Annotated in this window: 11 protein-coding genes; 8 read left to right on the top strand and 3 right to left on the bottom strand. The window is 64.8% G+C overall.

Going from position 1 to position 13,703, the window contains the following annotated elements; all coding sequences use genetic code 11:
• Positions 1 to 111: 111 nt before the first annotated feature.
• Both ACQR0U_RS28720 and ACQR0U_RS28715 read left to right on the top strand, forming a co-directional pair.
• Positions 112 to 1,641 (top strand): porin, encoded by a 1,530-nt coding sequence (locus tag ACQR0U_RS28720; protein WP_316175172.1) that lies wholly within the window; start codon positions 112 to 114, stop codon positions 1,639 to 1,641.
• Between the two features lie 674 nt (positions 1,642 to 2,315).
• The gene (locus ACQR0U_RS28715) at positions 2,316 to 3,845 is read left to right on the top strand and encodes a porin (RefSeq protein ID WP_315711381.1); all 1,530 of its coding nucleotides are present in this window, start codon (positions 2,316 to 2,318) and stop codon (positions 3,843 to 3,845) included.
• Positions 3,846 to 3,960: 115 nt separating this feature from the next.
• Here the strand turns inward: ACQR0U_RS28715 and ACQR0U_RS28710 are convergent, their stop codons facing one another.
• The gene (locus ACQR0U_RS28710) at positions 3,961 to 6,327 is read right to left on the bottom strand and encodes a lytic transglycosylase domain-containing protein (protein ID WP_316202696.1); all 2,367 of its coding nucleotides are present in this window, start codon (positions 6,325 to 6,327) and stop codon (positions 3,961 to 3,963) included.
• A gap of 310 nt (positions 6,328 to 6,637) precedes the next feature.
• On the opposite strand from ACQR0U_RS28710, the gene dapA reads away from it, so the two are divergent.
• From dapA to ACQR0U_RS28690, 4 genes are read left to right on the top strand one after another with little or no spacing between them, the layout of a single operon-like run.
• Complete coding sequence (dapA, locus tag ACQR0U_RS28705) at positions 6,638 to 7,528, top strand: 4-hydroxy-tetrahydrodipicolinate synthase (RefSeq protein WP_315752947.1); 891 nt, start codon at positions 6,638 to 6,640, stop codon at positions 7,526 to 7,528.
• 27 nt (positions 7,529 to 7,555) lie between these two features.
• On the top strand, positions 7,556 to 7,972 hold the full coding sequence (gene mscL / locus ACQR0U_RS28700) for a large conductance mechanosensitive channel protein MscL (RefSeq protein WP_315711385.1): 417 nt from the start codon (positions 7,556 to 7,558) through the stop codon (positions 7,970 to 7,972).
• On the top strand, positions 7,972 to 8,445 hold the full coding sequence (gene smpB, locus ACQR0U_RS28695) for an SsrA-binding protein SmpB (protein WP_315711387.1): 474 nt from the start codon (positions 7,972 to 7,974) through the stop codon (positions 8,443 to 8,445). Before mscL ends, smpB begins: the two co-directional genes overlap by 1 nt.
• 56 nt (positions 8,446 to 8,501) lie before the next feature.
• Positions 8,502 to 9,086 carry a peroxiredoxin gene (locus ACQR0U_RS28690; RefSeq protein WP_316226279.1) on the top strand — a complete coding sequence of 195 codons (585 nt, stop codon included), beginning with the start codon at positions 8,502 to 8,504 and terminating at the stop codon, positions 9,084 to 9,086.
• 16 nt (positions 9,087 to 9,102) lie between these two features.
• Here the strand turns inward: ACQR0U_RS28690 and ACQR0U_RS28685 are convergent, their stop codons facing one another.
• Together ACQR0U_RS28685 and ACQR0U_RS28680 are read right to left on the bottom strand one after the other, a co-directional pair.
• Entirely contained in the window at positions 9,103 to 9,786 is a 684-nt protein-coding gene (locus ACQR0U_RS28685) for a uracil-DNA glycosylase (RefSeq protein ID WP_315711389.1), read from the bottom strand.
• On the bottom strand, positions 9,767 to 10,417 hold the full coding sequence (locus tag ACQR0U_RS28680) for an NYN domain-containing protein (protein WP_316226278.1): 651 nt from the start codon (positions 10,415 to 10,417) through the stop codon (positions 9,767 to 9,769). Before ACQR0U_RS28680 ends, ACQR0U_RS28685 begins: the two co-directional genes overlap by 20 nt.
• A gap of 347 nt (positions 10,418 to 10,764) precedes the next feature.
• On the opposite strand from ACQR0U_RS28680, the gene rpoZ reads away from it, so the two are divergent.
• Together rpoZ and ACQR0U_RS28670 are read left to right on the top strand one after the other, a co-directional pair.
• Complete coding sequence (gene rpoZ / locus ACQR0U_RS28675; RefSeq protein WP_006612728.1) at positions 10,765 to 11,157, top strand: DNA-directed RNA polymerase subunit omega; 393 nt, start codon at positions 10,765 to 10,767, stop codon at positions 11,155 to 11,157.
• Positions 11,158 to 11,326: 169 nt separating this feature from the next.
• Positions 11,327 to 13,627 (top strand): RelA/SpoT family protein, encoded by a 2,301-nt coding sequence (locus ACQR0U_RS28670; RefSeq protein ID WP_315711393.1) that lies wholly within the window; start codon positions 11,327 to 11,329, stop codon positions 13,625 to 13,627.
• Positions 13,628 to 13,703: the final 76 nt, after the last annotated feature.

Below are 13,703 nucleotides of genomic sequence, written 5' to 3'. Positions count from 1 at the left end.
TGTGTCCGATGGCGCGAAGCGGCTGAAGCGGTTTTTCGGGAGCAGAGGAAGCGGATCGTCCTGGGGGATCTTGGTCCGGTTCTTTCTCAAAAGAGCAACTTGGAGGTTTAAATGAAGACGGTTAAGAGCCTTGTCCTCGGCTCGGCGGCAGTTCTGCTCGCCATGTCCGCGGCTCAGGCGGCCGACCTTCCGATCAAGGCCAAAGCGGTCGAGTATGTGAAGGTTTGCTCCCTGTATGGTGCGGGCTTCTACTACATCCCCGGCACCGACACCTGCATCAAGCTGGGCGGCTATCTCCGCGCTGAAACGGCGATCGCCACGAACAGCGACTTCAACGCCGCGTTCAGCGGCCAGGGTGGTGCGCATAACCGCCTGAGCAACTACTACACGGCCCGCGCTCGTCAGGACATCAACATCGACACGCGCACGGCGACCGAGTACGGCGTGGTCCGTACCTTCGCTGACCTGACCTTCAGCTGGACCTCCGGCGGCTATGCCGGCACGGGTTCGGCCACCGGTGCGACCGCTTACTCGACGGCTGGTGCGCCGGGCGCACAGGCTGACGGCAATATCGCGCAGGGTTCGGTCGGCGTGTACTATGCCTTCATCCAGTTCGCCGGCTTCACCATGGGTAAGGCCGTGTCGCAGTTCGACACGCCCTGGGTGAACTATCCGGGCAACAACTTCGACGGTCTCGCCGGCGGCGGCGGCACGGTCACCGGCGTCAACCAGTTCAGCTACACTGCTGACTTCGGCTCCGGCATCACGGCCACCGTTTCGGCTCAGGATGCGACCGCCTACTACCAGAACAACCTCTGGAACGTGGCGGGTTCGACGGCGGCTGGCGTGATCGGTGGTGCTTACGGCACCAGCAACTACGGCGGCAACGTCTCTCCGGACTTCGTCGGTATGGTCCGTGTCGACCAGGCCTGGGGTCTGTTCCAGGCGTCGTTCGCGGCGCATGACAACCATGTCGCTTACTACGGCGCGTCCGAGACCTCCGGCCACCCGGCCGACAAGTGGGGCTGGGCGGCTCAGCTGGCCCTGTCGATCAAGAACATCCCGACCGGACCTGGCGACACGATCAACGTGCAGGGCGTCTACACCAACGGTGCGAGCCGCTACAACATCCAGAGCCTGATGCCGAACAGCTATTCGATGTACGGCAGCACGGGTCTGGCTGGCGCCTATCAGAGCGTCGGCTTTGCCGGCGTGGGCGACTCGGTCTTCACGACCGGTGGTGAGCAGCAGCTGACCACGACCTACGGTGTGCGCGGTGCGTACACCCACAACTGGAACCCGGCCTGGAACACTGCGATCTACGGGTCTTGGGCTGCCGTCCGCTACAACGGCACGGCCAAGGGCCTGATCTGCACCAGCCCCGGCGTGGTTGCGGCCTTCAACGCGGGTTCGACCTGTAATCCGGACTTCGATCTGGCCACCATCGGCCTGATCACGCGCTGGACCCCGGTCAAGAACCTGACCTTCTCGGCCGACTTCGCCTACTCGTGGCTCGACCAGAAGCACTCGGGTTCGGTCACGGCCCCGGCTGCCGCCGCTGTCGCCAAGCCGGCTGCGGTGTATGAGCTGAAGGATCAGCAGTCGGCTGTCCTGCTGCTCCGCGCTCAGCGCAACTTCTGATCCAGACCGTCTCACGACGGTTTGACCAACCCCCGGCAGGCAACTGCCGGGGGTTTTTCTTTGCCTCGCCAGCGCGTGCTCCAGCACCGAGACCCGCATTCCTCACCGTGCCGCTTTGTCGCTGACAAACATGCTGCCGACCCGCCCGAGAACCACACCGCGCGGCCACGCGACGCAATACGATCTGGATGGAATTTCGCGACCGCCTCGTGGCCATGCGGCTCAAACATCCGTGAGAGGTGGTCGGCGGATTCGCTCGGTTCGACCGCGCGTTTGAGCCAAGCTTGGCCTGCGTGATCTCGGGCGGGCGAGGGCCCGTGCCACGATCGCCGGGATGACGGGGCCAGAGAGTTTGAGCCTCGCGCTCGCCGCGGTTCTCGACGTCCGTCCTGCTGCATTCCCGCCACGACCGCGACACGCATTCGGCGGCGAAAGTCTTCCCCGACACATTACTCTTGGAGATATGGCGACCGCGCGCCGTGCCGCGGCCGTGCCACATGCGTGATCCGGCCGGTCACGAGAATGGTCCGATAAAGCACCAACTCTGCCTCGCGATCGTTCCCACTGCAACGCTATGCGCGGGCACTGTGGTGCAGCTGGAGACGGGCTGACCGTTGGGGCGGTCGTTCGATGTCGAGCCGGGCCGGTCTGAACTGAGCAATTTGGAGGTTAGTATGAAGACTGTGAGGAGCCTTGTTTTGGGCTCAGGGGCGGCGTTGCTCGCCATGGGTGGGGCTCAGGCCGCCGACCTTCCGATCAAGGCCAAAGCGGTCGAGTATGTCAGGGTCTGCTCGATGTACGGCGCCGGATTTTTCTACATTCCGGGCACCGACACCTGCATCAAGCTCGGCGGCTATCTGCGGGTCGAGGCCGGCTTCGGCACGAATACGATCTTCCAGAATGCCGTGAACGGCGTCGCCGGCGGGCGAAATCGTCTCAGCAACTACTACACGACGCGTTCGCGCGCCGACCTCAACATCGACACCCGCACCGCGACCGAATATGGCGTCGTGCGCACCTTCTTCGACGGTGTCTTCCAGTGGACCGGGGGCAGCTATGCCGGTACCGGCTCCGCCACGGGCGCAACTGCCTATTCGACGGCGGGCGCGCCTGGAGCGCAGGCTGACGGCAACATCGCGCAAGGCGGGATCGGCGTCTTCTATGCCTTCATCCAGTTCGCCGGCTTCACCATGGGTAAGGCCGTGTCGCAGTTCGACGCGCCCTGGGCCAACTACCCCGGCAACAATTTCGACGGTCTGACCGGAGGCGGCGGCACCATCACCGGCGTCAACCAGTTCACCTACACCGCGGACTTCGGCTCGGGCATCACGGCCGCGATCTCGGCCCAGGATGCGACGCAGTATTCGCAGTCGCAGATCTGGAATACGGCGGGACAGACGGCCGCCGGCGTGCTCACCGGCAGCTATGGCACGTCGAATTTCGGCGGCAACGTCGCGCCCGACATCGTCGGCATGGTGCGCGTCGATCAGGCCTGGGGCCTGTTCCAGGCGTCCTTCGCGGCGCACGACAATCACGCCGCCTTCTTCGGTGCCAACGAGACGACCGGGCATCCCGCAGATAAATGGGGCTATGCCGGTCAGCTCGCCCTGTCGATCAAGAACATCCCGACCGGCGCCGGCGACACCATCAATCTGCAGGGCGTCTACACCAACGGTGCCAGCCGCTACAACTTCCAGAGCCTCGCGCCGATCAACTACGCGATGTACGGCGGCAGCAACATGGCCGGCGCTTTCCAGAGCCTGGGCTTCGCCGGCGTGTCGGATTCGGTGTTTGGGGCGAATACCCAGCAGCAGCTGACCACCACCTACGGCTTCCGGGGTGCCTTTACCCACAACTGGGATCCGTTCTGGAACACGGCGGTCTACGGCTCCTGGAGCGGCGTCAGATACAACAACACCGCGAAGGGACTGATCTGCAACGGTGCGGGCATGGTCGCTCTCGGAATCACGCCTGCGAATTGCAACCCCGACTTCAACATCTCGACGGTGGGTGTGATCACGCGCTGGACGCCGGTCAAGAATCTGACCTTCTCTGCGGACGTCGCTTGGACCCGGCTGGACCAGAAGTTCACCGGCGTGGCGAACGCACCGGCGGTCGCGGCGGTCGCCAAGCCGGCCACGACCTACCAGTTGAAGGACCAGGACTCGGTCTCGCTGCTGGTGCGTGCCCAGCGCAACTGGTAAGTGCGGGCGAATGGCGAATAGGGAGTAGCGAATAGCAGTTGACGACGGAGCGGAGCCCAGGCTTCGCTACTCGCTACTCGCTACTCGCTACTCGCTACTCGCTACTCGCTACTCGCTACTCCACCACAGCGCCGCGGCGCAGATCGGCCTCGATCTGCAGCCGCGAGCCGCCGCCGAAGCGGGCGCGATAGACCTGCAGGTTCTCCATCACCCGCTGCACGTAGTTGCGGGTCTCCGCGAACGGGATCAGCTCGACCCAATCCACCGCGTCCACCTTCGGATCGCGTGGGTCGCCATACCGCTCGACCCATTTCCGTACGCTGCCGCGGCCGGCATTGTAGGCCGCGAACGTCATGATGTACGAGCCGCGATAGTCCTCGAGCAGGCCGCCAAGCTCAGCCGCGCCGAGCTGCGCGTTGTAGACCGGGTCGGTCTTCATCCGGTTCAGATCGAAGCTGACGCCGGCTCGCTTGCAGACGTAGCGACCCGCATCCGGCGTGACCTGCATGAGCCCGTAGGCCTGAGCCGGCGAGACCACGGCCTGGTTGAAGGCGCTCTCCTGGCGCGCGATCGAGAAGATCACGCTCTGTTCGACTTCCGGCCCGAGCGCCCGGAACGCAGGGATGCCCGTGACCGGATAGGCGTAATGATCGAACGGCAGTCCGCGATTGAGCGCGGCCTTGCCAACCAGCAGCATCGCTCGCGCATCGCTGTTTCGCGCGGCGATTTCCGCGATTCCGACCAGCACGTCGGGGTCGCCGTTATCGCCCATGTCGGCAAAGATCGGGATCGCGACCTCGCCCTCGTCGAGCTCGTAGAGCAGTTGCACCGCGCGCACCACCTCGAGCCGTTCGACGCCGCGTCCGCGGCCGCTCGGCGCGGCATTGAGGCCGAGCTGCGGCAGGCCGAGCTTCGCGCGCGCCAACTGTCCGTAGTAGCTCGTGGACTGCTCGGCGGCCGACGTATAGGCCGCGCGCGCCTCCTGCATGCGCCCCATCGCTTCTGCCGCGCGGCCCTGCCAATAGCCGGCCCGCGCCAGGGTGGTCGGATTGACGCTGCCGACGCCAATCCGTGCAAAGTGCTGGGCCGCGGTGGCCGGATCGTTGAGGAAACGCAGCGCGATCCAGCCCGCGGTGAATTCCTGCTCGGTCTTGTAGATGTCGCGGTTCGGCAGCGCCGCGTCGCGCGCGATCAGGTAGGCGTTGCGATATTCGCCGGTGTCGATCATCTTGCGCGCCAGCAGCCGGCGCTCGATCCACCATTCGTCCAGATTGTGCAGGCGGCCGGGATCCTTGGGCGCGTTCAGCATCAGCTGCGCCGCCTCGGCGAATTTTTCATCGCGCCGCAGCAGTTGGATGCGGCTGAAGATGTAGCCTGCATCGCCGTGGAGTTCGCGCGGCACGGCATCGAGCAGGCTCTGGCTGTTGGAGGCTTTGCGGTAGGCCGCGATTCGCGCTTTTGCCAGCGCCACGTGGCCCGAGCCAAGCCGCCGGGCAGCGCGCATGGCGGCCTCGTGCTCGCTGCCATACAGCAGCGTGTCCATCCGCGCCTTGTGATCGCCGCCGGACAGCAGGGCACCGTACTGGTCCAGGATGTTGTTCTCGGTCTCCTCGGACATCGCGTCGTTGCGCCAGGCATCGCGCACCAGGCGCTCGGCATTGGCGCGGTCGCCGCGATTGAGCATCACCCGGGCCAGCGCGAACTTGCCCTTGGCCGACAGCGGCGATTCGTTCTCGAACCACGACCACACCACGGCATCGTCGCGCTTGTCGTCCCACAAGGCGGCCTCGAGCCGGCGCCGCAGGAAACTCTGTGACGGCCAGGACGGATTGGCGGTGATGAACGCGCGGTAGCGCTCCACGCTGGCATTGTTGTTGTCGCTGCGCAGGATCACCCACTCCGCGAGCTTGCGCGCCACGGGATCCGAGATCGCCTGCACGACCTCGGTGGCATCGCTGGGCTTGCGCTTGCGGACGAGCTCGATCACGTTTTCGAGCGCGTCCTTGTCGGACTGCGAGGTCGAGGACGTCACGGCGATCGCAGCCGGCACCACGAGCTTACGGGAGGCGGGCAGGGCGGCATGCTGGCGGGCCGGCAGGCTTGCAGCCGCCGCGCTGGGGGTGATGTCCCTCGGGGCCGCGCGCGGCGTCTCGCCGGCGCCTTTGGGGCTGCTCTTGACCTCGGCCTTCGCTTCGGCCCGCGCGTCGACCTCGCTCTTGGTCCCGGCGGCCTCGTGGGTGTTCGTCTTCGGAACCGCGCTGCGCGCGATCGGACGCGCCTTCGGCACCGGAACCTTGGTCGCGGGAGCCTTGGCTCCTGTAACCTTGGATCCCGAAACCTTGGACCCAGCGGCCTGGTCCTTGGCGAGAGCGCTATGTCCGGCGAGAGCCCATCCGAGTGTCAGGCCGGCGGCCAAGGACACCGAGAGTGACACCGACAGGGCGGTCGATCGCAATGCAGTGGCGCGGGCAGAAAAGGGCACGGCGTTCCTTTTGCGGCGGATGACTTCGATCCCCTGACCAACATGGGTCTATCGAAAAGGTGAACAAATCCTAAATATACCGGGAAGGACTGCAACCTGCGCCAACACCGCGGCGAAATCACGACCGAAGGGCGGCGTGCGGGCCGTGGGGCTTCAGCGAAGGGTGATCGCGGGCCTCGGCAAAGCGATTCGCGCGATTCGTGTGCCTGTTGAGAAGGCAGCCCAGCCGCGGGCGGGCCTTCCGCCCCGTCGGTAGACCCGGTATGAAGTGGCTCGCACAGGGGCCAAACGGCGTTTGGGAGGGAGTTTCATGGCAGCCAAGACGAATTTCCGGGGTTCTTTCACCGCCTTGGTCACTCCTTTCAAGAACGGGTCCGTGGACGAGGCCGCTTTTCGCAGCCTTGTGAACTGGCAGATCGACGAGGGCACCAACGGCCTCGTGCCGGTCGGCACGACGGGCGAGAGCCCGACGCTCAGTCATGACGAGCACAAGCGGGTGGTCGAGTGGTGCATCGCCGAGGCCCGGGGACGCGTGCCCGTCGTCGCCGGCGCCGGCTCCAATTCGACCAAGGAGGCGGTCGAGCTCGCCCAGCACGCCGAGAAGGCGGGGGCGGACGCAGTGCTGGTGGTGACGCCCTATTACAACAAGCCGACGCAGGAAGGCCTGTATCAGCACTTCAAGGCGATCAACGACGCGATCGGCATTCCGATCATCATCTACAATATTCCGCCGCGCTCGGTGATCGACATGTCCGTCGACACCATGAAGCGCCTGTTCGAGCTGAAGAACATCGCCGGCGTGAAGGATGCCACCGCGAGCATGGTGCGGGTGTCGCAGCAGCGCGCCGCGATGGGCGAGGAGTTCAACCAGCTCTCGGGCGAGGATGCGACGATCATCGGCTACATGGCGCATGGCGGCCATGGCTGCATCTCGGTGACGTCGAACGTCGCGCCGCGGCTGTGCTCGGAATTCCACCAGGCCTGGCAGAAGGGCGATGTCGCGACGGCGCTGAAGATCCACGACAAGCTGATGCCGCTGCACACCAATCTGTTCATCGAGTCCAACCCGGCCCCGGTGAAATACGCGCTGTCGCTGCTCGGCAAGATCGAGGAGAAGCTGCGGCTGCCGATGGTGCCGGTGTCGGAGCCGACCCGGGTCGCGGTGCGCGAGGCGATGGTTCATGCCGGACTGATCAACTGAGCCGACGTATCTGAGGGGGACGCGAGCATGTTGAAGGAATTCCGTGAATTCGCGATGAAGGGCAACGTCGTCGACCTCGCCGTCGGCGTCATCATCGGCGCGGCCTTCGGCGCCATCGTCACCTCGCTCGTCGCCGATGTCATCATGCCGATCATCGGCGCCATCACCGGCGGCCTCGATTTCTCGAACTACTTCATCCCGCTGTCCAAGACGGTCAATGCGAGCAACCTTGCGGACGCGAAGAAGCAGGGTGCCGTGCTGGCCTATGGACAGTTCCTGACCTTGACCCTGAACTTCTTCATCATCGCTTTCGTGCTGTTCATGATCATCCGTGTGATAAACAGGTTGAAGCGGAACGAAGCGGCAGCCCCCGCGGCGCCGGCGAAGCCCTCGGCCGAGGTCGAGCTGTTGACCGAGATCCGTGATCTCCTGAAAAAGTCCTGATGGCTGAAAAGAACGAACCCAAGATCACGGTCGCCGCCGAGAATCGCAAGGCGCGGTTCAACTACGCGATCGAGGACACCATCGAGGCCGGCATCGCGCTGACCGGCACCGAGGTGAAGTCGGTCCGCGGCGGCAAGTCGACGATCGCGGAATCCTATGCGGATTCGCGCAACGGCGAGATCTGGCTGATCAACGCCAACATTCCGGAATATCTGCAGGCCAATCGCTTCAATCACGAGCCGAAGCGGCCGCGCAAGCTGCTGCTGCATCGCAAGCAGATCAACAAGCTGATGGGCGCGGTCGAGCGCGAAGGCATGACGCTGATCCCGCTGAAGCTCTATTTCAACGAGCGGGGCCGCGCCAAGCTGCTGCTCGCCGTCGCCAAGGGCAAGAAGCTGCACGACAAGCGCGAGAGCGAGAAGAAGCGCGATTGGGGCCGCGAGAAGGGCCGGCTGCTGCGGGCGCGCGGCTAACGAGACCTTTGCCGCGCGCTCCTCGGCGGCACGCCTGAGCCTTGGGAAAGCATCCGATGAATCAGAAGAACCTCTTGGACGTCGACTGGAGCCGGATTCCGGCTCCGACCGACGACGGCGCAGCCGATCATCTGGTCGGGACGATCATTCCCGCGATCGGACTGCGTGCGACCGACGACACGCTGGTCACGTTGTCCGATCTGCCAGGACGGACCGTCGTGTTCGCCTATCCGCGGACCGGCGAACCCGGCAAGGTGTCGCTCGTCGATGACTGGGACATGATCCCGGGTGCGCGCGGCTGCACGCCGCAGACCTGCAGCTTCCGCGACCTGTTCGGCGAGTTGAAATCGGCCGGCGCCGCGCATGTGTTCGGCCTGTCGACGCAGAGCAATGCCTATCAGACCGAGATGGCCTCACGCCTGCACCTGCCGTTTCCGGTGCTGTCGGACGAAAAGCTCGAGCTGACCAATGCCCTGCGGTTGCCGACGATGGAGATCGCCGGGCTGACCATGATCAAGCGGCTTGCCATGATCGTGGACGACGCCCGCATCACCCACGTGTTCTATCCGGTGTTTCCACCGGACAGGAACGCGGGCGACGTGCTGGCGTGGCTGAAGGACAACCGCGCATCTGCCGCGTGAGGGTGGGGCGGCCGAACTAATCCAGATCCGCCTTCACGCGCGCGAACACGGCGTGGAACATCTCGGTCGTGAGCACGCCGGTGTTCGTATTGTAGCGTGAGCAGTGATAGCTGTCGTACAGCCGGATCCCGCCGGCCTGGTGCACGGCGCCATGGGCGAACGGCGCCGCGACCGCGCGCAAGCCCAGCAGCTTCAGCAGCGTGTCGTGGGAGATGCGGCCGAGCGCGACGATGCTGCGCAGCCGAGGCATCGCGGCGATGGTGGCGCCGAGGAAGCTCCGGCATTGGTTGATCTCGGCCGGCAGCGGCTTGTTCTGCGGCGGCACGCAGCGCACCGCGTTGCTGATTCGGCAGTCCACCAGCGTCAGCCCGTCGTCGGGGCGGGCTTCGAAGCGGCCTTTTGCAAATCCGTAGTGCAGCAGCGTCCCGTAGAGCAGCTCCCCGGCATAGTCGCCGGTGAACGGGCGCCCGGTGCGATTCGCACCCTGCAGCCCTGGCGCGAGGCCGACGATCAGGAGGCGCGCGTCGGGATCGCCGAACGACGGCACCGGGGCGTTGAACCATGACGGCTCACGCGCGCGCTGCGCCTCGCGGAACTCAACGAGGCGAGGGCACAGCGGACAGTCTCGATCGGGATTGGTCGAAGACGGGGCAGGCGGCGCAGGCTGAGTGCCCGTCCGCCTAGTCCTCGAAATCGTCATCGTTGGGCGTGGTGGTGGTGGTCGTGGCGCGGGCGGGCGCCGTGGTCGAGCGCTGCAGGAATTGCGGAGAATGGTGGCGCGGCTCGCGCGGGGCGGGGCGCTCCGATGGGTCGCGGCCGAGCTTGGACTGCAACTCCATGAGGTCGGTGAAGACGTCGGCCTGGCGGCGCAACTCGTCGGCGATCATCGGCGGCTGGCTGGAGATGGTCGAGATCACGGTGACGCGAACGCCGCGGCGCTGCATCGCTTCGACCAGCGAACGGAAGTCGCCGTCGCCCGAGAACAGCACCATCTGGTCGATATGCTCGGCGAGTTCCATGGCATCGACGGCGAGCTCGATGTCCATGTTGCCCTTGACCTTGCGCCGGCCGCTGGCGTCGATGAATTCCTTCGTCGCCTTGGTGACGACCGTATAGCCGTTGTAGTCGAGCCAGTCGATCAAGGGCCGAATCGACGAGTACTCCTGATCCTCGATGATCGCGGTGTAATAGAACGCGCGGAGCAGCGTGCCGCGGCTCTGAAATTCCTTGAGCAGGCGCTTGTAGTCAATGTCGAAGCCGAGCGTCTTGGCCGTGGCGTATAGGTTGGCGCCGTCAATGAAGAGCGCAATCTTGTTGGTCGAAGATGACATTCAGTGTCTCGCGTTCAGTTAGATTCTATTTTTGGCGCGACTCCAGTCGGTCGCGCATTCCATTTCAAGATACTGCCAAGGCGTCGGCGGTCCATCTGGTGTGAGGTTACCGCAAACAGGAGTGGTCGGGGCAACAAAGGCGCACTTGTGACGACGTAATGAAGCGTTTTCTTGTCCAAGGCCCGAATTCCACGGGTCTGGACGGAGCGCCAGTCAAGGTTGCCGAATTCGGTACTCCTTGCCCCTTACCGAACCCTGACGCCAGTTTTGCCTTGCGAAAGCCGGCCAGCCTCTATAACTAGCCCAGCATAATCAGCATATTAAGCACACAAAGGACCGGAGCGACAATGGCGCGCGTCACTGTGGAAGATTGTATCGATAAAGTCGACAACCGGTTCGACCTGGTTCTCCTGGCCGCGCATCGCGCGCGCATGATCTCATCAGGATCGCAACTTACAATTGATAGAGATAATGACAAGAATCCCGTCGTCGCACTCCGGGAAATTGCGGATTCGACCATTTCTCCCGAGGATCTGAAGGAAGAGCTGGTGCATTCGCTGCAGAAGTTCGTCGAGGTCGACGAGCCGGAGCCGGACACGGTGCCGCTGATCGGCTCGGCCGGTGCCAGCGTCGATGCCGACGACACCGAGGTCGCCGTCGAGCGCATGACCGAGGAAGAGCTGCTGAAGGGCCTCGAGGGCCTCGCTCCGCCGGAAGAGCAGCCGGAAGAGGACGAGTGACGGTCTCGTCACCGTCAGCGCGAGCTCCAGCTAACTTGTGAGAATGTGAAGGCCCGGACCACGTCCGGGCCTTTGCATTTGAACGTGATTCCGTGATTACCATAGGGCTGCGCCGAGCGCCTGCCATCCGGCAGATTTGGTCACGAAGATAAAGGTTTAGTCATTTTCCATGGTGGTTTCGGGCCACACTCCTCAGCAGATGCAGGCGGCGGCCGAATCGGCCGCGTTGGCGCCTCCGCCGCCGGCTGAGCGGCCGCGGCCGCCGAAGCCGCGCTCCCGCATGATGCGGCAGTACGATCTCGTGGAACGGGTCCGCTCCTACAATCCGGATACGAACGAGGACCTGCTCAACCGCGCCTACGTGTACGCCATGAAGGCGCATGGGTCGCAGACCCGCGCGTCGGGCGACCCGTATTTTACGCATCCGCTCGAGGTCGCGGCCATTTTGACCGACCTGAAGCTGGACGACGCCACCATCGTCGCGGCGCTGCTGCACGACACGATCGAGGACACCGAGGCGACCCGTGCCGAGATCGACCGCTTCTTCGGCCCCGAGATCGGTGCGCTCGTCGAAGGCTTGACCAAGCTGAAGCGGCTCGAGCTGGTCTCGCGCGAGGCCAAGCAGGCCGAGAATCTGCGCAAGCTCCTGCTGGCGATCGCCGACGACGTGCGTGTGCTGCTGGTCAAGCTCGCGGATCGCTTGCATAACATGCGCACGCTGGAGTTCGTGCCGGAGGCATCGCGGCGGCGGATTGCCGAGGAGACGCTCGACATCTACGCGCCGCTGGCGGGCCGGATGGGCATGCAGGAGATGCGCGAGGAACTCGAGGATCTCTCGTTCCGGACGCTCGACCCGCAGGCCTACAGCGTGGTGATGCAGCGGCTCGATGCGCTGGCGGAGCGCAACCGCAACCTGATCGGCGAAATCGAGAGCCAGCTGGCCCGCAAGTTTCGCGAGCACGGCCTCACCGCGCGGGTGTTCGGCCGCCGCAAGCGGCCATTCTCGATCTGGACCAAGATGGAACGCAAATCCATCGGCTTCGAGCAGCTGTCCGACATCTTCGGCTTTCGCGTCATCATGCCGGATCTGGAATCCTGCTATCGTGCGCTCGGTATCGTGCATACGACCTGGCCTGTCGTGCCCGGCCGCTTCAAGGACTACATCTCGACGCCGAAGCAGAACGACTATCGCTCGATCCACACGACCGTGATCGGCCCGGGCAAGCAGCGCGTCGAGCTGCAGATCCGCACCGAGGAGATGGATCAGATCGCCGAACTCGGCATCGCCGCCCACGCCTTCTACAAGGACGACCTCGCCTCGCCGACGGAACGGCTGAAGCGCGAATCGAACGCCTTCGCCTGGCTCCGCCACACCATCGGCATCCTTTCGGAGAGCGCCAACCCCGAAGAGTTCCTCGAGCACACCAAGCTCGAGCTGTTTCACGATCAGGTGTTCTGCTTCACGCCGAAGGGCAAGCTGATCGCGCTGCCACGCCACGCAAACGTGATCGACTTCGCCTATGCGGTGCATACCGACGTCGGCAACAGCGCCGTCGGCTGCAAGATCAACGGCAAGTTCGCAGCGCTGTCGTCGGAGCTGCAGAACGGCGACGAGGTCGAAGTGCTGACCTCGGATGCGCAGTCGGCGCCGCCCTCGGCCTGGGAAACGCTCGCCATCACCGGCAAGGCACGCGCCGCCATCCGGCGCGCCACCCGAACCGCCGTGCGCGATCAATATGCCGGGCTGGGCCGGCGCATCGTCGAACGTCTGTTCGAACGGACCAAGCTCGAATATGCCGACGACAAGCTCAAGGGCGCGCTGCCGCGTCTGGCGCGCGCCTCGATCGAGGACGTGATGGCGGCGGTCGGCCGCGGCGAGATCAAGGCCTCCGACGTCGCGCGCGCGATGTATCCGGACTACAAGGAAGAGCGCGTCGTGCGCTATGGCGCCAAGAAGACGGCCGCCGCGCCGGCGGCCAAGGCTGCCGCGCCCGCGGCCGAGCCCCACCGCGGCCCGTTCGCCATCCCGATCAGCGGGCTCAATTCCGGCCTGCCGGTGAAGTTCGCGCCGAACGGTGGCGCCGTGCCGGGCGACCGCATCGTCGGCATCGTGACGCCGGGCGAGGGGATCACGATCTATCCGATCCAGTCGCCGGCGCTGAAGGATTTCGAGGAGGAGCCGGAGCGCTGGCTCGACGTGCGCTGGGATGTCGACGAGACCTCGCCGCAGCGCTTTCCGGCGCGCATTCGCGTCGAGAACGTCAACGAGCCCGGCAGCCTCGCCCAGGTCGCCACCGTGATCGCCGAGCATGACGGCAACATCGACAACATCAGCATGAGCCGCCGCTCGCCTGATTTCACCGAGCTCACGATCGATCTCGAGGTCTACGACCTCAAGCATCTCTCGGCGATCATCAACCAGTTGCGCGCCAAGACCATCGTGGCGCGGGTCGACCGGGTGAATGGCTAATCTGCGGGGATGGCTGCGGCGTTCTGCTTCGGGATGCGCTAAACAAGCCGTAGTCTATTCGAAAGTCCTGCGAGCC

The organism is Bradyrhizobium sp. HKCCYLRH3097 (assembly GCF_051167875.1).
In the GTDB taxonomy this organism is placed as follows: Bacteria; Pseudomonadota; Alphaproteobacteria; order Rhizobiales; family Xanthobacteraceae; genus Bradyrhizobium.
The sequence above is the reverse complement of the archived record's forward strand: the minus strand, read 5'-3'. Positions and strand labels throughout refer to the sequence as shown.

Bases quoted from the DNA above. Each gene is read 5' to 3' on its own strand.
- ACQR0U_RS28720 (WP_316175172.1), top strand. From the start codon at position 112: ATGAAGACGGTTAAGAGCCTTGTCCTCGGCTCGGCGGCAGTTCTGCTC.
- ACQR0U_RS28715 (WP_315711381.1), top strand. From the start codon at position 2,316: ATGAAGACTGTGAGGAGCCTTGTTTTGGGCTCAGGGGCGGCGTTGCTC.
- dapA (WP_315752947.1), top strand. From the start codon at position 6,638: ATGGCAGCCAAGACGAATTTCCGGGGTTCTTTCACCGCCTTGGTCACT.
- mscL (WP_315711385.1), top strand. From the start codon at position 7,556: ATGTTGAAGGAATTCCGTGAATTCGCGATGAAGGGCAACGTCGTCGAC.
- smpB (WP_315711387.1), top strand. From the start codon at position 7,972: ATGGCTGAAAAGAACGAACCCAAGATCACGGTCGCCGCCGAGAATCGC.
- ACQR0U_RS28690 (WP_316226279.1), top strand. From the start codon at position 8,502: ATGAATCAGAAGAACCTCTTGGACGTCGACTGGAGCCGGATTCCGGCT.
- ACQR0U_RS28685 (WP_315711389.1), bottom strand. From the start codon at position 9,786: ATGACGATTTCGAGGACTAGGCGGACGGGCACTCAGCCTGCGCCGCCT.
- ACQR0U_RS28680 (WP_316226278.1), bottom strand. From the start codon at position 10,417: ATGTCATCTTCGACCAACAAGATTGCGCTCTTCATTGACGGCGCCAAC.
- rpoZ (WP_006612728.1), top strand. From the start codon at position 10,765: ATGGCGCGCGTCACTGTGGAAGATTGTATCGATAAAGTCGACAACCGG.
- ACQR0U_RS28670 (WP_315711393.1), top strand. From the start codon at position 11,327: ATGGTGGTTTCGGGCCACACTCCTCAGCAGATGCAGGCGGCGGCCGAA.